The sequence below is a fragment of the Methanoculleus sp. MH98A genome (genome assembly GCF_000691865.1).
Classification (GTDB): domain Archaea; phylum Halobacteriota; class Methanomicrobia; order Methanomicrobiales; family Methanoculleaceae; genus Methanoculleus.
This window is the reverse complement of record NZ_JMIO01000033.1, coordinates 20,959-40,377: the sequence shown is the minus strand read 5'-3', so window position 1 is coordinate 40,377 and position 19,419 is coordinate 20,959. Positions and strand designations below refer to the sequence as shown.

19 protein-coding genes and 1 tRNA gene are annotated in these 19,419 nt (G+C 63.7%); 11 read left to right on the top strand and 9 right to left on the bottom strand.

From position 1 onward, the window contains the following. Nucleotides 1-17: 17 nt before the first annotated feature. Both EI28_RS05860 and EI28_RS05855 read right to left on the bottom strand, forming a co-directional pair. Nucleotides 18-335 carry an SWIM zinc finger family protein gene (locus EI28_RS05860; RefSeq protein WP_011844354.1) on the bottom strand — a complete coding sequence of 106 codons (318 nt, stop codon included), beginning with the start codon at nt 333-335 and terminating at the stop codon, nt 18-20. After that, nucleotides 332-1,042, bottom strand: coding sequence for a Nif3-like dinuclear metal center hexameric protein (locus EI28_RS05855; protein ID WP_048113445.1), 711 nt, complete (start codon nt 1,040-1,042; stop codon nt 332-334). The genes EI28_RS05860 and EI28_RS05855 overlap by 4 nt, the downstream gene beginning before the upstream one ends. A gap of 222 nt (nt 1,043-1,264) precedes the next feature. On the opposite strand from EI28_RS05855, the gene EI28_RS05850 reads away from it, so the two are divergent. From EI28_RS05850 to EI28_RS05835, 4 genes are all read left to right on the top strand, one after another. Beyond that, nucleotides 1,265-2,560: a PEGA domain-containing protein gene (locus EI28_RS05850; protein ID WP_048113444.1), complete on the top strand. Its 1,296-nt coding sequence runs from the start codon at nt 1,265-1,267 to the stop codon at nt 2,558-2,560. Nucleotides 2,561-2,697: 137 nt separating this feature from the next. Then, nucleotides 2,698-4,206 carry a homocysteine biosynthesis protein gene (locus EI28_RS05845; protein ID WP_048113442.1) on the top strand — a complete coding sequence of 503 codons (1,509 nt, stop codon included), beginning with the start codon at nt 2,698-2,700 and terminating at the stop codon, nt 4,204-4,206. Continuing rightward, nucleotides 4,203-4,601: a 4Fe-4S binding protein gene (locus EI28_RS05840; RefSeq protein WP_048113441.1), complete on the top strand. Its 399-nt coding sequence runs from the start codon at nt 4,203-4,205 to the stop codon at nt 4,599-4,601. The genes EI28_RS05845 and EI28_RS05840 overlap by 4 nt, the downstream gene beginning before the upstream one ends. Beyond that, entirely contained in the window at nt 4,598-5,326 is a 729-nt protein-coding gene (locus EI28_RS05835) for a UPF0280 family protein (RefSeq protein WP_048113439.1), read from the top strand. The genes EI28_RS05840 and EI28_RS05835 overlap by 4 nt, the downstream gene beginning before the upstream one ends. Before the next feature lie 208 nt (nt 5,327-5,534). On the opposite strand, the gene EI28_RS05830 is transcribed toward EI28_RS05835, so the two are convergent. Continuing rightward, nucleotides 5,535-5,927, bottom strand: coding sequence for a hypothetical protein (locus EI28_RS05830; RefSeq protein ID WP_048113437.1), 393 nt, complete (start codon nt 5,925-5,927; stop codon nt 5,535-5,537). A gap of 119 nt (nt 5,928-6,046) precedes the next feature. Here EI28_RS05830 and EI28_RS05825 point away from each other — a divergent pair, with 119 nt between their 5' ends. The 5 genes from EI28_RS05825 to EI28_RS05805 all read left to right on the top strand — a co-directional run bounded on the left by EI28_RS05825 (nt 6,047) and on the right by EI28_RS05805 (nt 9,045). Further along, a complete protein-coding gene (locus EI28_RS05825; RefSeq protein ID WP_048113435.1) occupies nt 6,047-6,328 on the top strand; it encodes a hypothetical protein in 282 nt (93 codons plus the stop codon). Nucleotides 6,329-6,333: 5 nt separating this feature from the next. After that, on the top strand, nt 6,334-6,858 hold the full coding sequence (locus EI28_RS05820) for a tRNA (cytidine(56)-2'-O)-methyltransferase (RefSeq protein WP_048113433.1): 525 nt from the start codon (nt 6,334-6,336) through the stop codon (nt 6,856-6,858). Beyond that, nucleotides 6,855-7,931 (top strand): ATP-grasp domain-containing protein, encoded by a 1,077-nt coding sequence (locus EI28_RS05815; RefSeq protein ID WP_048113431.1) that lies wholly within the window; start codon nt 6,855-6,857, stop codon nt 7,929-7,931. The genes EI28_RS05820 and EI28_RS05815 overlap by 4 nt, the downstream gene beginning before the upstream one ends. 114 nt (nt 7,932-8,045) lie before the next feature. Beyond that, nucleotides 8,046-8,567, top strand: coding sequence for a transcription factor (locus EI28_RS05810; protein WP_048113425.1), 522 nt, complete (start codon nt 8,046-8,048; stop codon nt 8,565-8,567). Then, nucleotides 8,560-9,045, top strand: coding sequence for an HDIG domain-containing metalloprotein (locus EI28_RS05805; protein WP_048113423.1), 486 nt, complete (start codon nt 8,560-8,562; stop codon nt 9,043-9,045). Before EI28_RS05810 ends, EI28_RS05805 begins: the two co-directional genes overlap by 8 nt. Here EI28_RS05805 and EI28_RS05800 read toward each other — a convergent pair. Beyond that, nucleotides 9,038-9,541, bottom strand: a complete 504-nt coding sequence (locus tag EI28_RS05800; protein WP_011844366.1) for a hypothetical protein — start codon at nt 9,539-9,541, stop codon at nt 9,038-9,040. The two genes, EI28_RS05805 and EI28_RS05800, sit on opposite strands and share 8 nt — an antisense overlap. A gap of 179 nt (nt 9,542-9,720) precedes the next feature. Between EI28_RS05800 and EI28_RS05795 the strand changes: the two genes are divergently transcribed. Further along, nucleotides 9,721-9,805: transfer RNA gene (locus EI28_RS05795), tRNA-Leu, on the top strand. Between the two features lie 431 nt (nt 9,806-10,236). On the opposite strand, the gene EI28_RS13140 is transcribed toward EI28_RS05795, so the two are convergent. Further along, on the bottom strand, nt 10,237-12,237 hold the full coding sequence (locus EI28_RS13140) for a PAS domain S-box protein (RefSeq protein WP_052379682.1): 2,001 nt from the start codon (nt 12,235-12,237) through the stop codon (nt 10,237-10,239). A gap of 513 nt (nt 12,238-12,750) precedes the next feature. Here EI28_RS13140 and EI28_RS05785 point away from each other — a divergent pair. Beyond that, the gene (locus EI28_RS05785) at nt 12,751-13,281 is read left to right on the top strand and encodes a hypothetical protein (protein WP_048113421.1); all 531 of its coding nucleotides are present in this window, start codon (nt 12,751-12,753) and stop codon (nt 13,279-13,281) included. A gap of 30 nt (nt 13,282-13,311) precedes the next feature. On the opposite strand, the gene EI28_RS14770 is transcribed toward EI28_RS05785, so the two are convergent. The 4 genes from EI28_RS14770 to EI28_RS05770 all read right to left on the bottom strand — a co-directional run bounded on the left by EI28_RS14770 (nt 13,312) and on the right by EI28_RS05770 (nt 19,077). Then, nucleotides 13,312-14,055, bottom strand: coding sequence for a S9 family peptidase (locus EI28_RS14770; RefSeq protein ID WP_231476615.1), 744 nt, complete (start codon nt 14,053-14,055; stop codon nt 13,312-13,314). A gap of 192 nt (nt 14,056-14,247) precedes the next feature. Then, nucleotides 14,248-14,550 (bottom strand): hypothetical protein, encoded by a 303-nt coding sequence (locus EI28_RS14765; protein WP_231476614.1) that lies wholly within the window; start codon nt 14,548-14,550, stop codon nt 14,248-14,250. Nucleotides 14,551-14,839: 289 nt separating this feature from the next. Then, nucleotides 14,840-16,225: a HEAT repeat domain-containing protein gene (locus tag EI28_RS14760; protein ID WP_048113420.1), complete on the bottom strand. Its 1,386-nt coding sequence runs from the start codon at nt 16,223-16,225 to the stop codon at nt 14,840-14,842. Between the two features lie 20 nt (nt 16,226-16,245). After that, nucleotides 16,246-19,077 carry a HEAT repeat domain-containing protein gene (locus EI28_RS05770; protein WP_231476613.1) on the bottom strand — a complete coding sequence of 944 codons (2,832 nt, stop codon included), beginning with the start codon at nt 19,075-19,077 and terminating at the stop codon, nt 16,246-16,248. Nucleotides 19,078-19,419: the final 342 nt, after the last annotated feature.

The window sequence follows — 19,419 nt, the reverse complement described above, 5'->3', positions numbered from 1 at the left end:
TTGTTTGTGCGGATTGTTTAAGTTTTCCAGGTGTCCTGATACCAGAGATCGTAGGATTCATATAACCCTGTCCGCTCGGCGATGCGCACCGCAAGGATGTGCCAGCATTCGCGCCCCCGGAAGAGAAAGTCGCTGCAGGTGCAGAAGTCTCCTTCGACGATATACTCGCTGCTCCGGCCCACCACGACGAAGAAGTCGAGATACCGCTTCACCTGCCCTGCATCGACGGCTTCGAGCGCTTTTTTCCCTCGCTCGCCGTAGACGCGCTCGATGCAGGCGCGGAACTCCGGCGTCAGCACCCGGTCGCGCTCCATCTTCTGCCAGATACCCCTCATGGAACTACCACTACGTGTGGCGGATCTGGGATATAATGCCACCCCATGCGGGACGCGAGAGCCTCCATGGCCGGGGCCTCGAGCGCGTAGTGAGTGGCCTCAAGGCAGGGAATGGACGACGCACGGGCCACGCTGTGCTTGAGTTCCGCCGAGAGGAACGCTTCCGCCCCGAGACCGGCGGCCTCACGGATCAGGTCGGGATCGAACCCGCTTCCCCCCACGACGGCGAGGCGCCGGATCGTCCCGACCTCGCCGTAGACCCGGATCCCTCCGCCCGGGAGCCGGCGGGCGATCTCTTCCGCGTCGAGGGAGCAGTCGCCGACGAGGCCGGCGGCCATCCGCTCCACTCCGGTGAAACCGAGCCGGGCCGCGAGGACGTCGTTGACGCCGCCCTCGGCATGGTCGAAGTTCGTGTGCATGACGTAGAGGTTCATGTCGGCGGCAAGGAGCGTCCGGAGCAGGCGCGACGTCGGCCCCCGGACCGTCGTGACCGGGCTCCAGAGGGGGGTATGGTGGACGACCAGCATATCCGCGCCGGCACGGGCGGCGGCATCCACCACCTTCTGCGTGGCATCGAGCGCACAGCAGACGGTTCCGATCTCTTCTCTTCCCTCGACGACGAGGCCGATCCTCCCTGCATCGTACTCCTCGGCCAGTTCGGGCGGAGCGACCTGCTCCAGTGCGGCGATGAACCTCTCGATATCCATACAGTACTCCGTATGGATCTCACGGGATAAAAGGGTGAACGAGGACGCCGCCCCGCACCCCGGAAACCGTCGAATAAATTTTCATTTCCCGGGGAGTTTCATACATAATTCGGGAGCAAATGAATCATTATCATATAAAGACGGAGGGTATGGAATAGATCAAATAGAAATAATTATCTCTGAAAAAACCGAGACACGATCATCGTCTTTCGGAGACAGAACATGCTCAAACCTCTTATCATTGGAATGACGCTCCTCGTTCTCTGCACCGGCATCACCGCCGTATCTGCACTGGGAGGAGATGAAGGATGGTATCGCGTTCACTGCAACGTCGACGGTGCCGACGTCTACTTCGACGGCCAGTACCAGGGTACCACCTACGGCGGGGCGCTCGACGTCCCGGTCTACACCACCGGGGCGCCCTACAACTCCTACCGTGTCGAGAAGAGCGGCTATCAGTCCTACTCCGGCAGCCTGCCCTCGGGCCCCGCAGCGGGCCAGACCGTAGACGTCTACGCGACGCTGCAGCCGGTCGAGACCGCCGGTTCGATCCACGTCACGTCGAGTCCCTCGGGTGTGGCAATCTATCTGAACGGGAACTACCAGGGCACTGCACCGCTCACGATCAAGAACCTCGTCCCCGGCACCTACTCCCTTGACGCCGAACGGTCAGGCTACCAGTCCGACCACAGCACCGTCACGGTTAAAGCGGGGCAGCAGTCGAACATCCAGTTCACCCTGACACCGATCGAGCAGTACGGCGCGATCAAGGTCGCCTCCAGCCCGTCCGGTGCCTACGTCTACATGGACGGAACCTACAAGGGCCGGACGCCCCTGACGCTCACGAGCGTCTCGGCAAAGAAACACAACATCGAGCTTGATCTCTCCGGCTACTACGACTGGAAGTCGAGCGTGACCGTGAGCCCCGGCGTGACCAGCTACGTCAACGCCTACCTGACGTCCGTTCCCTCCGAGACCACCGGCGCCATCGACGTGGTCTCCTACCCGGCAGGCGCGGACGTCTTCCTCGACGACAAGTACCAGGGTAAGACCCCCACGGCAGGAGTGTACACGGTCTCGAACGTCCCGGTCGGCTCTCACACGGTGAGGGTTGCTCTCTCCGGCTACCAGGACTACACGACGGGAGTCGTCGTCAGCGGAGCGACCACGAGCCATGTCACCGCGACGCTCCAGCCCGGCCAGCCGACCTCGACGGGCTCGATCTCGGTCACCTCCTCCCCGTCGGGGGCCGAGGTCTACATCGACAACGCCTATAAGGGTATCACCCCGCTGACCGTCGACGGCGTTGCCACCGGCACCCATGCGGTCAGGGTGGCGCTCGGCGGCTACGGCGACTGGTCGACCAGCGTCCAGGTCGGTGCCGGAAGCACCGCCTCGGCCTCGGCCTCGCTCTCGCCCGTGCCGACCCAGGCTCCCCACGCGGGCGTGGCGCCCTTTGCCGCGATAGGCGCGCTCGGCGTCCTCGGGCTCCTCGTTGCGCTGCGCAGGCGGGACTGAAACACAAAAAACCCACTTTTTTTCGAGAGTCGCGAATCTCCCCGACGGATCGTTGCCGGCAGGGTTCATTATCCCGACAAAATATTACCTAAAGTAATAATCAACACCTATAAATATTCCAAAATGAATATACGTTCATGGAAAAGTCCCTCGACCTCATCAATGCCCGGATACGCGACGGTACCGCACGAGTGGTTACCGCCGAAGAGATGCCGGGTATCGTCGACGAACTGGGCGAGGAAGGGGCACTGGCGGAGGTCGACGTCGTCACGACCGGGACGTTCGGGGCAATGTGCTCTACCGGTGCCTTCTTCAACTTCGGGCACGCCGACCCCCCCATCCGGATGGAGCGCGTCTGGCTCAACGACGTGGAAGCATACGCAGGAATCGCGGCGGTCGACGCCTACCTGGGCGCAACCCAGGAGGCAGAATCCAAAGACAGCCTCTACGGCGGCGCCCACGTCCTCGAGGAACTCGTCGCGGGGGGCACCGTCGAACTGCGGGCGACCTCCCGCGGGACCGACTGCTACCCGCGCCGGAGCATCACCACAGAGCTGCTGCTCGAGGACATGAACCAGGCGGTCATGGTCAACCCGAGAAACGCCTTCCAGCGCTACAACGCAGCCTCGAACGCCACCGACCGGACGCTCAGCACCTACATGGGGACGCTCCTCCCGCGGTGCGGCAACGTCTCCTACTCCGGCGCAGGAACCCTCTCGCCGCTCGCTAACGACCCCGGCTTCCGGGTCATCGGGAGCGGCGTCCCGATCTTCCTTGCCGGGGGAGAGGGCATGATCGTCGGAGAAGGCACCCAGCACTCCGCCGGGGGCGGATTCGGGAACCTGATGGTGTCCGGGGACATGAAGCAAATGCGCCAGGAGTTCCTGCGCGCCGCGGTGATGAACGGCTACGGCGTGACGATGTACGTCGGCGTCGGCATCCCGATACCGGTCCTCGATACCGGGATCGTCCGGAGCACCGCGGTGCGGGACGAGGATATCCTGACCGACATCATCGATTTCGGCACGCCGCGGCGTGACCGGCCGTCGCTTGCGAAGGTCAGTTACGCCGACCTCAAGAGCGGATCGGTCGAGATCGGCGGCGAGACCGTCCGGACGTCGTCGCTCTCCAGCTACCGCCGGGCCCGGGCGGTCGCGACGGAACTCAAGGACTGGATCGAGAGGGGGAAGATGGAACTTGCGCTCCCCACCCGCCGGATCGACCCGGCAAAGCGTGCGAGGCCGATGCGGGAGACCGCCGTCACTCCCCGCGTCCGCGACATCATGAACCGGCAGGTGATCAGCATCACGGAAGACGAGGAGATCCGGGTGGCGGCAAAGCGGCTCCTCAAAGACGAGACGAACCACCTGCCGGTCCTCGACGGCAGCGGCGCACTGGTCGGGATCATCACCACCTACGACGTCTCGAAGGCGGTGGTGACGGACGGGAAACTGCAGCAGGTGAAGGACATCATGACCCGGAAGGTGATCAAGACGACGCCCGACGAGCCGGTGGATATCGCCGCCAGGAAACTGGAGCAAAACAACATCAGCGCCCTTCCCGTGGTTGACGCGACGAACCGGGTGGTCGGGATCCTCTCGGCGATCGACCTCGGGAAACTCTTCGGCGGGAGGCGGCGGCGATGAAACTCCTGCTGGCGTTCTCCCGGAAAGGGAAAACCGATCCGGGAAGAGAACCGGTGATCGCCCGGGTGGTGAAGGAAACCGGCGTCCTCATCAACGTCGAGAAGGCCAACATCGACTCGATGGCCGGCGAGATGCTGATCGACGTCCCGGATAAGGACGCCGACCTGGTCCGGCGGCGCCTTGAGGAGATGGCGGTCACCGTCCGCGTGATGGAGAACGCCGTCGTCCGCGACGAGGAGGAGTGCGTCGACTGCGGGGCATGCATCAGCGTCTGTCCCCAGGAGGTCTTCTCATTCGACGAAGACTGGCGGCTCCGGGTGAATTCCGAACGCTGCGTACTCTGCGGCAAGTGCATCCGGGCGTGCCCGCACGGCGCCCTCTCGCAACAGGGATGATCCGGGAGCACTTTGAGTTCCGGCAGACGATCACGACGATCCTCGCGGACGATCGTGGGCATATCGAGGCGGCGAAATCCGGCATGCTGGCCGCCCGGCAGGAAGTCGAGCGGCAGATTGCCCAAGATCCCTATTTTTCGGCAACGCTCGAGCCGTATACCCCGAAGAACCCTGCAAACGTCCCGGCGAGCATGGCCCGAGCAGCCGCGGAGGCCGGGGTCGGGCCGATGGCGGCGGTGGCGGGCGCCATAGCCCGGGCCGGGGTGGAGGCGATGGTCGGGGCCGGCGCGGCGTTCGGCCTCGTCGACAACGGCGGGGATATCGCTCTCGTGAGCGACCGCGAGGTGAAGATCGGCATCTATGCGGGAGCATCACCCCTGAGCGGACGGTTCGCGTTCCTGCTCCCGCCGCAGAATGAGACCCTCGGCATCTGCACCTCGTCGGCGACGGTAGGCCCGTCGATCAGTTTCGGCACCGCCGACGCCGTGACGGTCTTTGCCCCCGACGTCGCCGCCGCGGACGCATGGGCGACGGCGATCTGCAACCGTATCACGGGGGACGACACCTCGGTTCTCGACGCCCTCACGGGAACCGGTGTTTCGGGCGTGCTCGCCGTCATCGGCGACGCGGTCGTCCGGTGGGGGGATCTTCCGCCGATCGTGCGGGCAAAAGTGGACGAGCGGCTGATCACAGCCGGCAAGTTGCCGGGCTCAGTACTTCGCTAAAACGGTTGAGGTCATCTTCAAGAGGTCAACCCATCGACCTCCCTTCGCGTTCTTCGCGGCTTCGCGTGAGTTAATGGGCGAAGACAGTAATATGGCCTCGCGCGAAGAGCGCGAAGTCCGGTGCCCGGGTGCTGCCGATCCCGGGTTAGGTCGCTATGCGAGGCTGCATGAGTCAATTGCAGATGCCGAAATTAGCGAAGTACTGGGGCTAGAGGCATTCCTCCATGTAGAGGGCAATCTTCGCGTATGCCTCCGGGCCGCTGAACCGTGCGAGCGTATTCTCCCCGTCGGTGAGGATGACGACCGGCTCCCCGTCTTCCATCGAAAAGATCACCTCGTAGAGGTCGACCTCGTCGATGACGAGCCCTCGTGCGAGGTCGGACGCCGCGTGGAGCTGCAACCGCTCCATCGTCAACTCGTCCGGCGTCTCCCGGAAGTAGTAGTAAAAGACCTGGTACGCGTTGAGGAGGTCGGAGGAGAGAAGCGCTCTCCGGGTCTCTTCGTCAAGCGTATCCAGTATCTTCGCGAGAAGCTCGTCGTCGTCGTCGCTTGCCTCAAAGAGGCTGTCGGCAAGTTCCGCCAGTTCCACATAGTCGGTCATACCCGGTTCCCACCTGCACCTTCATCGCGCACCGGCAAAAAAACCGCGCCGATAGCGGCTAACGGAGCCGGAACGGTGCATGAATAACTATATCGGTCTCCCCGGAAAAAAGAATAGGTGTGCGTGAGGAAGATCTGGACTGGGCCGTATATCACCGGATTCCCGAAACCGAAGGCATTACGGTCGAAGACCTGGTAGCAGCCACCGGATTCGAACCCGGTGCGGTGACGGCATCGCTCGAGCGTCTTGAACATCATCTTCTCATCAGACGGTCGGGGAAGACGGTGCGCCTTCTCTCCATCCAGGAGTCGCTGATCGAGTGCCAGTGCCGCCATACCAGAGAAGACCTGCCGTTCGTCATCGAAAACGGCGTCATCCGGGCGACGAGGAGAGAGGAGTGAGCGGCATGCCCGAAGTAGCCGTGCTCCGGATAGGCCACCGGCCCGAACGCGACCAGCGGGTGACGACCCACGTCGGGCTCGCGGCGCGGGCGCTCGGTGCCCGGGGGATGTACCTCGCCGCAGACGACCCCGGTGTCGCTTCGAGCATAACGGACGTGGCAGACCGGTGGGGAGGAGACTTCTTCATCGAGAACGACGTGAAGTGGCGCCGGTGCATCCAGGACTGGAAGGCCGCCGGCGGCAAGGTCGCCCACCTCACGATGTACGGGCTCCGGATGACCGACGTCATCGACGAGATCCGCACAGAGGAGCGGGTGCTCGTCGTGGTGGGGGCGGAGAAGGTGCCGGGCGACATCTACGGGCTCGCCGACTACAACGTCTCGGTGACCACCCAGCCCCACTCCGAGATATCGAGCCTCGCTCTCTTCCTCGACCACCTCTTCGAGGGGAAGGAGCTCAACCGGGAGTACCCGGACGCAAAGATCCGGATCGAACCGACGAAGATCGGAAAGAAGACGGTGGAGCGGTGAAGGGCCGGGTTCTGGTTGCGGGGTTCGCCACGCGGCATGTGGCGCAGTCGGCCCGCCGGGCCGGTTACACGGTCTACGCCGTCGACCACTTCTGCGACCAGGATCTCGGCTGGTACACGGAGGACTGTATCTCGTTCGACGAACTCGACGAACTCCCGGAGAAGATCACTGAACTCGCCGCCCGCCATCCGGTCGACGCGCTGGTCGTCGCCTCGGGCGCGGAGGCCGTCGGGACGACGATCCCGCTCTGCGGCACGCCGCCCGCGAAGGTGGAGCGGTTCCTCGACAAACTGGAGATCCAGCGGTTCTTCGAGGGGCTGGACGTGCCGGTTCCCCCCCTCGCCCGGGACGACTGTTACCCGGCGATGATCAAGCCGCGGCGCGGCGCGGGGGGATGGAGGAACGCGGTCGTGAGAGCGGAGGAAGAACTCCGCCGGTGGGAGGATGCCTGGCCGGACGTGCCCTATATCGCGCAGGCCCTCGTCGACGGGATCCCCTCAAGCGTCTCCTGCGTCGCGGACGGCCGGCGGGCGCGGGCGATCGCGGTCAACCGGCAGATCCTCCGTGGCGGGGGGGAATCCGCGCACGGGTTTGCCGGATCGGTCACCCCGTTCTCCCATCCCCTTGCCGGGGAGATGATCGCGGCGGCGGAGCGGATTGCCGCCGCAAGCGGGTGCGTGGGCTCAATCGGGATCGATTTTGTGACAGGGGAGAAACCTTGGGCGATCGAGATCAATCCCCGGTTCCAGGCCACCCTGGATACCGTCGAGATGGCGACCAAAAAGAGCGTCTTTGCCATGCACATGAACGCCTGCCGCGGGGTGATACCGGCGGCGGTGCCCGCGCCGCGGCAGGTCGCGGTCAGGCGGATCCTCTTTGCCGAGCGGGATATGCGCCTCGATGCCGACCTCTCGGGCCTTGCGCCACGCGTCGCCGATATCCCCTGGCCCGGAACCGGGTTCGAGGAGGGGCACGCCGTCGTGAGCGTCTACGGCTGCGGCGAGACGGAAGAGGAGGCGTACGCCGACCTCGAGAGGAACACCGCGGCCGCCCGAAGACTGATCGGCCAATGAGTCCGCCCCCCCAGGACGGGAAAAGTGAATTAAAGATTAAGAACAGAGTATGGTAGACATCGATGCGGTATATATACTCTTATACGTTTATCCAATTACAGGAGAGATTTGACCATGGTATCCGTCACTGAACTGTTGGATGATCCGGCAATCAACGCCTATATCCTGCGCATGATCGGGGAGGAGGGAATCGAACTTCTCAGGCGGTTCCCCGAAGGAGGAGAGCACAGTGACGAGGAACTTGCCGAGATGACCGGGGTCAACCTCAACACCGTCCGCCACACCCTCTACACGCTCTACGAGCGGCGCCTCGCCGAGTACCGGCGGCTGAAGAACACCGAGACCGGCTGGCTCACCTACCTCTGGCACCTCCGCCTCGACCGTATCCACGACGTGCTCGAAGAGCAGGTCCGGGACGCGCTCGAGCACCTCGACGCCCGGCTCGCCTACGAGGAGAAGAACGACTTCTACATGTGCAGGAACTGCAGCGTCATCTACACCTTCACGGACGCGGCGAACTGGAACTTTGAGTGTCCGAACTGCGAGGAGATGCTCGAACACTTCGACAACGAACTCCTCGCCGTCGCTCTCAGGAAGAGAATCGACAGGATCAAGGAGAGCCTCGGGAGTGCGTGAAGAGGACTGCATCAGTCTTCTCAGGCGGGCGGGATGTTCCGAGGGGGTCATCGCACACTGCCGGGCGGTGCGCGACCTTGCGCTCGCTTACGCGTCCGATCCCCTTGTAAACCGCGACCTGGTCGAGACCGGCGCCCTCCTCCACGACATCGGCCGGGGAGTGACACACGACCTCCGCCACGCCGGGGCGGGCGGCGAGATATGCCGGTCGTTCGGTCTTGATGAGGAAGTCGCCGCCATCGTCGAACGGCACATCGGGGCCGGGCTGACGGCCGACGAGTCTTCGCTGCTGGGTCTCGTCCCGCGCGACTGCATGCCCCGCACGCTCGAAGAGAAGATCGTCGCTCACGCGGACAACCTGGTGAAGGGAACCCGCGTCATCGCGCTCGAAGAACGGCTGCAGCACGCAATCGCCCTTCCGCGGAGGCAGAGGGAGCGGATCCGCAGGCTCGCGCAGGAGATGGAACTTTTCAGATGACCAGCCGTTTTACCTGCGGAAGAGCCCGCATATCTTCGTAGACCGATGCCGGGATCCGCGGTTCGTCGACGATCATCACGAGTCTGGGCTCCTCCGCGAGGTAGGGGTCGGTGACGAAGATCTGGCGGATAGAGAGGTTGTGCTCGACGAGGACTTCCACCGCCGCGCCGACGATCCCTTTCTGGTGCGCGTCCTTGGGGTAGAGCGTGATGACCGAGAGGCCGAGGGCCTCGGCGACCCGGGTGAGGTCGGGCGCGGCCCGCATCCGGAGAAAGACCTCCCGGAGTTCGGGATTCTCGAGGATGCGGCGGGCGGTGGCGTCGACGACTCTCCGGTCGGTCTCGATCGCCCTGCCGATGTGCGTCGCGGGGATCTCGATCCCGTTGCAGACGATGCGCCCCTCTTCGTTGATGCCGAACCCGTTCTCCAGCAGAAACCGGACTACCCTGCCCTGGGACGGAGAATCGGCAAACTCCCGTGAGATGTCAGCCCACATGCGGGATCGTTGGATCCGGGCGCATAAATACACATCGAAGGCGGTTCCGATGCGCTGGGGTACAGGTATAGCAGGAGGGATCCGCCCGGGAAACGGCTCCCCGTCCCGCGCCCGCGAAAGCCCGGGTTCCGGCAGAGCAAGATATTTCTGGTTGCAGCGCATTGTATAGAGAAGAACAGGCGAGGGTTGCCAAGCCAGGTCAAAGGCGCCAGGTTGAGGGCCTGGTCTCGTAGGAGTTCGTGAGTTCGAATCTCACCCCTCGCATTTAGTTGGGCCATATTCTCTCCGTTTTCAAGTTCTCCGATTATTCTAGCCGTTCCTGCCGGATCGAGATCCCCCGGCGCACAAGACGGACGGGTCCTCCCGGAAGCGGATCCTCTCGATGCTCGAGAACCGCACCGGGTCTGAGGAGATCACGGCGAAGGCGCCGGCGACCGTGCTCGGGACCACGTCTCAAGCGGACGTCCTGCAAAGCCGCACCAATCCCGATCCGGCCCTCCTTCGGCGGGTGGAGGAGACGGTGGCGCGAGACCATCTGGAATCGTTTAATCGGTCTGTCAATCGTAGGTCATCGGTTGCACTTTTTCAAGACACCTATGACTCCGCATGCGGATTCCGGATCCTAGATAACAGGCAAAAATGTGGGAGCCGAAGATCAGGTTAGAATCGCTCTGATGTTTCTTGGGGTGCGGATGTCAGTGCCGGCACCAACCGTTGGCGCTAGCCTGCTCAACGGGTTTCAGTGTGAACTTGAACGCCGCGCCTTCATCCGGGCGGCCCGGCACCCGGTCCTCGGCCCAGATCGTCCCGCCGTATCGCTCGACCAGGATCTTCACCAGATAGAGTCCAAGTCCCTTGCCGACGCCCCGTTTCTTCATTTCGTAGCAGTGGAAGATCTCATTTTTATCATCGTCCGGGATACCGGGGCCGGTATCCTCGACTGACACCCGGACGAACCCATCATCTTCTTCAATCCGGATGGCGATCTCGACGTCAGCACCGCCGAACTTGATTGCATTGCCGATAAGGTTGTCGAAGACCACAGGGAGAAGGTCGTCCGCCTGAACCTGGTAGTTTGCCCCGTTATAGAGGAAGATACTGGTGGGATAATCGCTCATCACCCCCCGGACTGCGGCATCAAGGTCCGTTGGTTTGAGCTCGGTCTTTGTCCGATGGATCCGGCGGATGGTAGAGACGGTGCCCAGGATCTCTATGCTCTTCTGGACGCTGCGCTGCAGTTTTTTCGCGTATCCGGCTGCCTCTCCGTCAAGGGACTCGATGAGCAGGTCGGCATAAAGGTTCGAGACGTTCTCGGTATTGCCGATGTCGTGGGTAAGGATGTCCAGGTAGAGGTTCGCCTCCCGGTTCGAGATCTCCAGATCGCGGTGGAGCAGGCCCAGATTCTTGGCGTATCGCTGAAACGCTTCCTCGGCCCGCTTCCGCTCGGTGATGTCCCGGAAGAGGACCATCACCGAAGGCAGGTTTTCATACATGATGGGGGTAGCAACAACCTCAACATCGACTACCTGACCGTCGAGGTTCACAAACCTCTCTGAGCGCAGGGGCACGGTCGTACCCTTCTCCGTCATCTCGCGGTTACGTTTCCTGAATACTTCGTGGTCGTCCGGGTGGACAAACTGGAGGACCGGTTTGCCGACGAGATCCTCCCGCTTTTCTGCCCCGAAAAAAGCGACACAGGAAGGATTGGCGTAGACAACGTCACCCCGGCGGTGCACCACGATCGGTTCCGGCGCAAGTTCCACGAGGTTCCGGTACTTCTCCTCGCTCTCCTGCAAGGCCGCTTCAGCCTGTTTCCAGTCGGTGATATCGATTCCGATACCTCCAACATACCTCTTCGCGGACGCGTCCTTGAAGGGAAACTTGCAAGTCCACCAATAGGTAATGCCTCCTTTCGGGTTGGGCATCTCTTCCACGACTTCAATAGCACTGCCTGCCTTGAGGACGGTTTGATCGTTCTTCCAGAGTTGTTCGGCGACATACAAAGGCCATAACTCAAAGTCCGTCTTACCGCGCAAGTCTCCCTGTCGACGATTAAAATGACTCTCGTCGAATTTGTTCAAGTATATGTAGCGCCCCTGTTCGTCCTTCATGAATGCAACTGCGGGGCTGTTGTCCATGAACGCTGTGAACCGTTCCTCACTTTCCCGGAGGGCTTCCTCGGCCCGCTTCCGCTCGGTGATGTCCTCGGCGGCGATGCTGATCGCGATGACGCGTCCCTGATTATCGGTTACCGGCCGCCAGGACTCGTTCCAGTGCCTCTGCTCCCCGGGTTGTGCCGGTGTTTCCCCCCGTATCTCAATATCAAGCGCGGGTTTCCCCGTCGCGACAACCGCCCGGGCGAGCTCTTCAGCCGCATCCGCAAGGTCCGGCACCAGCTCGCGGACTCTCTTGCCGATGTGCTCCTCGACGGAGAACCCGTCCATCTCCGCGAACCGTTGATTGACATGCAGGTACCGGGTATCCGTGCCGAGCAGACACAGACCAACCGGCGCCGAGGCGTAGATCATCTCGATCTGGCGGAGTTCTGCGTTTTCACGCCGAAGCGCGTCATTCTCTTCCCGGAGCTCTGCAGTCCGCTCGCGGATGAGCCGTTCGACTTCGGCGGCGTTGCCCTGCTTCTCGTCGCGGTTGGTGAGACTGGTTCGCTTCTCCGTGGTACCTGGGGATAGGGACATTAGAAAAAGAAACTCCGGTTTAAAGTATGCAAGTGAATTTACTCAGGCTATAATAACTGTAACGGAAAGACCTGCCGGTCATGCAGGGTTCGATTTTCACGAATTAATAAGATCTAACCCCTGTTTCGCAGAAACGGCTCCCGTTTGCTGCATCTTTCCTGGTGCAGCGCAGTCTTCGGTTCGAGAATCTGATTGTATATTGCTCAATACTCACAAACCGTGAGCCAGGGGCCAGTTTCGACTCCTTCGAACCGGATCGAGGAGGGGTTCAGTGCCAGGGCAGTCCAGATAGTCAAGGACGCCAGGCTATGGGTCCTTCCAGGAAGAATTTTTCTTCTTTCCAAGAACCAGGCAACCTGCCAGCGCCCGGGTTGCTCCCCCAGATCCGGAACGGTCCGGCTGCAGACGTGGGCCGGGCGGGTTTCCGGCAGGTATTTCATCGTTGCGATGCGTAATATCGAATAACGAGCATGTTCGTACACCAACCGCCCGGTGTTCGGGGAGACGCCCGCCATGGCATGTAGGTGCTGCCAGTGCGGCAGCTGCTGCAGCAACATGGGAAACGTCCACACGGTCATCGAAGAGCGCGGCAACTACACCTTTGTCGTGTATAACGCCTACAGCGGGGACGTGAAGGAGGTGCGGGTCGACCCGGACAAGATCGCCCTCTTCGAGGATGCGAGCAGCATCGCGGAACTGCCGGACGCATGCCCCTTCCTGAGGTTCGAAACCCCCCGGGATTCTCCTGCTCCGTCCCATGGGAACGTCGCATTCGACGGGAAGAAGGGAAAGGCATGGTGCACCGTCCACCTGACACGTCCCGAGATCTGCCGCGATTACTGCTGCTGGCGTCTTCTCATCCTCGATCCACAGGGCAGAAGAGCCGGGCGCGTGATGTACCAAACAACGTTCCTCCCGGACACCGACGAACTCGGCCGGCTCTGGGAGGAGGTGCAGCCGACATTGAACGGGCTCTCCGGCACGGAATGGGATGACGCCGTCATCCGTTGTCTTACGGCAGCCGGATACCGTGTTCGCCGGTAAGTAAGACTCAAAAAAAGAGGGCCGATACCCCTATTCTTCTCCGGGACGGAAATCCGTCATCCCCATCTTATCGTCAAGCCAGTCGAACTTGGCACCAAACGATTGCGCGAACGCCCGAAGCTGGCAGTGCGACCCGGCACCATAGTCGTCGGAGAAGACCATCAGTTCCCGCTCGCAGGTGAGGTGGTCGTAGAGTGCCGTTGCCTGCGCCCCGTCGGGGTCGAAGTGGTCGACCGCACCGGCACAAACCAGCGTGGGGCAGCGTATCTCTTCGGCAACCCCGACGAGTGAAAAGTCCATCCATTTCGCCCAGAACCGTGCCGGCGAACCGGCGTTGAAGACGAACATCCCGTTCTCGTTTAGCCATCGGGTGCCGGTATCATGGGCCATGGCATCGCGGATGGCATCGTTGAACTCGACCGGATCCGTCTGCAACCACTCCCGCAGCTCGACTTCCGTCAGGTTCGCTCCCCCGCCGGCCTCCAGGTTCGCGAGGAGATTCAGTCCGACATCGTAGGTGCCGCCGTCCGCGATCAGCGCCGTGATCCGGGGCTCGTATGCGGCACCGCGGGGGGCGAGGTAGCCCCCGAGCGAGATCCCCCAGAGCGCAATCCGGTCCTCGTCGACGTCGGGCCGGCTCACCGCGTAGTCCACGACGGGCCCGATCACGTTCTCCCAGTCGTGGCGGAACGGGATATGCCGGACCCGTATCACTTCGCCCTGGCCCGGCCCCTCGAACGTCAGGACGTTGTACCCGCGTTTGATCCCTTCCATCGCGTACGGATGGAGTTCCTCCTGGCAGCCGTCAAAACCGGTCTGGACGATGAGCAGCGGCCGGGGTTTGCCGGAGTCGTCGACCGCATAGAAGTAACCCGGCAGCGTGGTATTCTCGTACGGAACGGCGACGATCTCGTACGGGACGACGTCGAGTGCGAGCGCATCGCGAAACGTTTCCCGACTCTTCCCTCAGGTCTCCACGATGCGGGGATCGGTGCCGTTGCCGTGCAGGAAGAACTCGGCCGTGCGGTAATACGTCGCGGCCCGGTAGTACGCCTCCATTGCGGTGACCCTGTGCCCGGCGGCGAGACTCTCGTCACCCGCTGCCCTGAAGTTGTCCGCGGTCTTTTTCCATTCGCAGTACCAGCTCTCGAAGTCCCCTTCTTTGATCCGGGACGCAGTGGCCAGGCACTCACCGATATCGGCCTCGCCCGAATACGAGGCGCCGAGTGTCCGCTGGAACTCGAAAGCAAACTCCCGGTCCGTAAACACGAGCGCCGGGCATTCGGCGGCAGGTGCCGCAACCGCAGTGGGGGTAGATGATTCCGGCGATTGCTCGCCGGTCGCGCTGCAGCCTGCAGAAATGACAGCAAAAATTGTGATAGACAGAGTTATCGCGACAATTAAGGCTCTGTTGGGTTTCACGGTGGATCATAGGAGGATCACATAACCGGAGAGATAATGGTTGCGAAATAGCGCGACACCGGATATGAGGAAGCGGCATCTTTCGCAACCAACCCGCTAAAAACCCGTAAACGACAGGAAAAGAGTCCGGGCCGACCTACAGGTCGCCGGTCTCATTTCCAGTCCGTGCCCGGATCCTCTCCACCGCGTTCTCGGCGGCTTTCCGGGCATACCAGTCCTCGTCGTCGAAGATGCCCTCGAGGGACGCAATCGCCCGTGCATCCCCGATCTCGGCGAGCACGTCCGCCGCACGTTTCCGGACATCGCCGTCCGGGTCGCCGAGTGCGGCTACGACCGGCTCCATCGCCGGGGCTCCTATGGCGACGATTGCCGCCGCGGCCTCCCGCCGGACGCTGTAGTAGTCGTCGTGGAGGAGGTTCATGAGCGCCGGAACCGCACGCGGGTCGCCGATCTCCCCGAGGACCTTCGCCGCCCGCCGCCGGATGCTGTCGTCGCGGTCGTCGAGCACCGCAAGCAGCGGTTCGACCGCGGCCGGTCCTGCCCGGGCGAGATCGCCCCATCGCTCCTTTGCGATCAGGTAGACGACCGCCTCTTCTCCCGTCGCGGGCGACCATTCCAGGCGGTCGAGAGCGTCCGCGGCCCCGGCACGGACGCGGAAATGCTCGTCGGTGAGCACACCGGGGAGCAGGCGGCACGCAGGCTCGCCGATCAGGACGAGCGCCGCCACCGCGCTCTTCCGGGACGCGTCGTTCCCGTCCCTGAGGACGCGCAGGAGCGGCCTGACCGCCGGCTCGCCCATCATGCCGAGCGCCCGCACCACGACGCGCCCCAGGCGCCAGTCGTCCTGCAGGAGCGCATCGGTCAGCGGTTCGATGGCTGCCGGGTTCCCGATCTTGCCGAGCGTCGCGGCCGATCCCATCCTGATTGCCGGGGGAGCGGCGCGGAGCGCCCGGACCAGCGGTTCGACGGCCGGATCGCCGATACCAACGAGAGCCCGCGCCGCACCCAGGCGGATCTGCCAGTCGCGGTCCTGGAGTGCGTCGATGAGCGGGATGACCGCCGGTTCGCCGATCATCTTGAGCGCTTCGACCGCCTTTCTCTGCGTGCCGTCCTGCTCCGTGCGGAGCTCGTAGATCAGCCTCGCGACCGCAGGCCCCCCGATCATCCCGAGCGCGCGTGCCGCACCCACCTGGACGGCGCTGTCGGGGTCGTTGAGCGTCCGGATCAGCGGCTCGACCGCACCGGGCCCGATCCCGGCGACGGAAGCCCACTGTTCCTTCGCGATCAGGTACCAGACGGTCTCGCTTTCGGTCCGCGGCTCCCATCCGGCTCTGCCGAGGACCTCAGCCGCGCCCAGCCGGACCAGGTAGCGTTCATCGTTGAGAGCCTGCGTAAGCAGATCGACGACCGGGTCCCCGAATCGGGTGAGGGCATCGATCGCCCCGAGCCTGAGGGTATCGTCGGGATGCCCCAGCGCCCCGATGAGCGGTGCCGCAGCCGCTTCCCCGAGACCGGCGAGCACATCTCCCGCCCGCTGCCGGATCAGGCATCGTCGTTCCCGAGCGCCTCGACCAGCGCATCGAAGGACGCCTCCCCCATCGCCTCGAATATCCCGGCTGCCGTCTGCCCGATCTCGGGATGCCCGAGAACCGGGACGAGCGCGCCGGCTGCAGGTCTCCCGATCCTGACCAGCACGCCGGCGGCCGTCTTGCGGAGCCGGGTCTTGTCCAGGGCCTCGATCAGCGGTTCCACCGCCGGTTCCCCGATCGCGACAAGCGTCTCTTCCGCCGGTTCGCGGAGCTCCTTTCTGCCGAGCAGACGGATCAGGGAGGGGACCGCAGGAGCGCCGATGCCGGCCAGCGCCTCCATCACTCCGGCCTGCACCGCCTCGTCGGGGTCGCCGAGCCGCGCCGTCAGGAGATCGACGGCGGGAGCACCGAGACTCACGACCTCCGGCCATCGCTGCAGCGCGATCAGGTAGACGATCTCCTGCTCCGTCCCCCCTTCGGGAGCCCACTCGAGGTTCTCGAGGACTCTTGCGGCTCCCATCCGGATCGACGAGTTCTCGCCGCCGAGTGCGCCGGTAAGCGGTTCGAGTGCCGGATCGCCGATCCCGGTGAGAGCGGCCGTCGCCCCCGCCTGCCCGTCGCCCTCCTCACCGAGAAGGGGGATGAGAGCGTCTACCGCGGGCGCACCGATGCCGATCAGGGCGTCGACGGCCTTCCGGTGAAGGCGATCCTCGCCGGTCCTGACGAGTTCGACGATGGCCGGGACCGCTTCGGGCGTCCCGAGCCTGCCCAGAACCTCGACGGCGTTCTCCCGGGCGGCCCCGGCCCCATCTTCGAGCACCTCGAGAACGGGCGCCACGGCCGGTTCTCCGATGGCAACGAGGGCATCCGCCGCCACCGGAGCGACGGCCTCGTCGGCGAGGGCATCCACGAGCGGGCCTAGCGCCGCCGGATCGCCGATCTCGCCGAGCGTCGCCGCAGCCTCGCAGCGTACACGGTCGTCGTCGCCGTTGAGCGTCCGGATCAGCGGCTCGACGGCCGGCCGGCCCATCAGGGCAAGTTCCATCCACTCCTCCCGGGCAATCAGGTACCAGGCCCGCTCGGTGTCGCTCCAGGGTTCCCAGTTCATTCTGCCGAGAATTTCGGCTACCCGGGACCGGATACGGGACTGCCCGGACGTCAGCGACTGGATCAGGGCCGGCACCGCCGGCTCGCCGAGCGCACCGAGAACGTTCCGAAGCGTTTCCTCCGCCTCCCCGTCCGTGGAGTCCAGGGCGCGGATACACGCCTCCGCCGCCGGTTCGCCGATCTTCACCAGGGCCGCCGCCGCCGTTCCGCGGAGGGAGGGGACGGAGAGCATCCCGATGAGCGGTTCGACCGCAGGAGAACCGATCTCCGTGAGCGCCATGGCCGCCAGCGGGCGGATCTCATCGTCCGCTTCATGCAGAAACCCGACCAGGGGATCGACCGCGGCTCCGCCGATCTCCCCGAGAGTCCGGGCGGCGTTCCACCACACCTCCTTATCGGGGGACTTCAGGATGCGGATGAGGGGTTCGACCGCAGTTTCACCGTAATCCGCGACATCGAGCCACGCTTCGTCGGCGACGAGGTAGCGTATCGCCCCGGCGTCGTCGGGGGCCTTCCACCCGAGTTCCCGGAGGACGGAAGCCGCCGACCTTCGGATGCTCCGCTCGGACGCATCGAGGGCCTCAACAAGGGAGGGAATTGCCTCGTCGCCGATCTCCCGGAGCGCGTAGCGAGCACCGAACTGCACCTCGCCGTCATCGCCGGCAAGCGCTGCAACGAGAGGCGGCACGGCGGGACTCCCGATGCGCACGAGCGTGGCTGCCGCCCCGATCTGCGCCGTACTGTCCCCGAGCGCAGCAATCAGCGCAGGGATCGAATCCTCACCGATCAGGGCGAGGGCTTCGGCGACGCACCATCGCCGCCGATCGTCCGCAAGAGCAAGGGCCCGGACCAGAGGCTCTACGGCGTCTGCCCCGCGCTCTGCGATGGCCCCGACGGCACGCCCGCGAACCTCGGCATCGTCACTGCCGAGGTCGTTGATGAGCGACTCCACCGGGCGTTCATCGCCCCCGGCGGTCACGGGCACCGGCTCTTCTTCCGGCAGATCGAGTTCGGCGATCCCGGGCGAGGAGGCATCGTCGTCGAACTCGAGAATCTGCATGAGTTCCTCGTCGCTGAGGGAGCCGGGATACGGGGCAGGCAGGTCATCGGAAGCAAGCGACGGCGGTTCATCCGGGAGAGAAAAGTCAGGGAAGACTCCTTCAGCCTCTGCTCCCTCCGCCGAGACGGGAGCATCGATCTCGTCCGGGGAGGCGAAGTCCACGGGAGGCTCCGCCGGGGAAGGGGCGGCAGCCGTCCCGTCCGGCGAAACGAGAACATCGAACCGCTGGAGGGCATCGGGGACATTCTCAAGCCTCACAAGGACGCTCGTCCTATTGTCGGCCGGGACATGCCCGTCCGGGGGTGCCTCGACGGACACACCGGCAACCCGGGGTTTTGGGTCGTCCTCTTCATCGCTCTCTTCGGCGTCTCTCTTTATCCAGTGCCTGATAAGCGAAGAGCCGTTCGGTCCGAAGAGCCCGGGCAGAGCCACGATGGGGCATACGGACTCAACCGCCGGCATACCCGGCACTCCCGCACCGGGCAGGAGGAGAAGGCATATGATCCCGAAGATTGCGCAGATCAGGTAACGTAACGTCTGAGACGGCGAACGGTCGTCACCGGGTCCGGGCACGCACCCGCCCGCAGATACCGGCAACACCATCATTACATCGCGGATTCCGGCTGCCGGATCGGCGGATTGGCTGTCCGGGAATGCTCGTCGGGCCTCGATGCACATAATGAAAACTATACGTCTAAAAATTAAATATGTTTGTTTCTCTTGCCGGGAAAATAAAAAAAATCTTTATATATCACCTGTTTCAGGAACGAATATTAGCTTCCCGGGCCCCGGGGTTCCCGGGCAGCGCCCGCACCGCACCGGTGAGGCGCACCGGGCCGGGGGTCACGGATGCGGTGCAGCAAGGACCGTAAGCCTGCCACGGATAACCGCCCGGCGGCTGAGGCCCCTGTATCATTGCAGCGCCGTGACCAACCAACCGCTACCTGCGGCATAACGGGGACCCCCACAGGTGTGCGGCCTTGCTGCCGAATGAACCCATCGACGCCCGAATAAAACCCC

What these genes read in the sequence shown, in the direction of transcription:
- EI28_RS05860 (WP_011844354.1), bottom strand. Translation starts at nt 335, where the DNA reads ATGAGGGGTATCTGGCAGAAGATGGAGCGCGACCGGGTGCTGACGCCG.
- EI28_RS05855 (WP_048113445.1), bottom strand. Translation starts at nt 1,042, where the DNA reads ATGGATATCGAGAGGTTCATCGCCGCACTGGAGCAGGTCGCTCCGCCC.
- EI28_RS05850 (WP_048113444.1), top strand. Translation starts at nt 1,265, where the DNA reads ATGCTCAAACCTCTTATCATTGGAATGACGCTCCTCGTTCTCTGCACC.
- EI28_RS05845 (WP_048113442.1), top strand. Translation starts at nt 2,698, where the DNA reads ATGGAAAAGTCCCTCGACCTCATCAATGCCCGGATACGCGACGGTACC.
- EI28_RS05840 (WP_048113441.1), top strand. Translation starts at nt 4,203, where the DNA reads ATGAAACTCCTGCTGGCGTTCTCCCGGAAAGGGAAAACCGATCCGGGA.
- EI28_RS05835 (WP_048113439.1), top strand. Translation starts at nt 4,598, where the DNA reads ATGATCCGGGAGCACTTTGAGTTCCGGCAGACGATCACGACGATCCTC.
- EI28_RS05830 (WP_048113437.1), bottom strand. Translation starts at nt 5,927, where the DNA reads ATGACCGACTATGTGGAACTGGCGGAACTTGCCGACAGCCTCTTTGAG.
- EI28_RS05820 (WP_048113433.1), top strand. Translation starts at nt 6,334, where the DNA reads ATGCCCGAAGTAGCCGTGCTCCGGATAGGCCACCGGCCCGAACGCGAC.
- EI28_RS05810 (WP_048113425.1), top strand. Translation starts at nt 8,046, where the DNA reads ATGGTATCCGTCACTGAACTGTTGGATGATCCGGCAATCAACGCCTAT.
- EI28_RS05800 (WP_011844366.1), bottom strand. Translation starts at nt 9,541, where the DNA reads ATGTGGGCTGACATCTCACGGGAGTTTGCCGATTCTCCGTCCCAGGGC.
- EI28_RS13140 (WP_052379682.1), bottom strand. Translation starts at nt 12,237, where the DNA reads ATGTCCCTATCCCCAGGTACCACGGAGAAGCGAACCAGTCTCACCAAC.
- EI28_RS05785 (WP_048113421.1), top strand. Translation starts at nt 12,751, where the DNA reads ATGGCATGTAGGTGCTGCCAGTGCGGCAGCTGCTGCAGCAACATGGGA.
- EI28_RS14770 (WP_231476615.1), bottom strand. Translation starts at nt 14,055, where the DNA reads ATGGAAGGGATCAAACGCGGGTACAACGTCCTGACGTTCGAGGGGCCG.
- EI28_RS05770 (WP_231476613.1), bottom strand. Translation starts at nt 19,077, where the DNA reads ATGTGCATCGAGGCCCGACGAGCATTCCCGGACAGCCAATCCGCCGAT.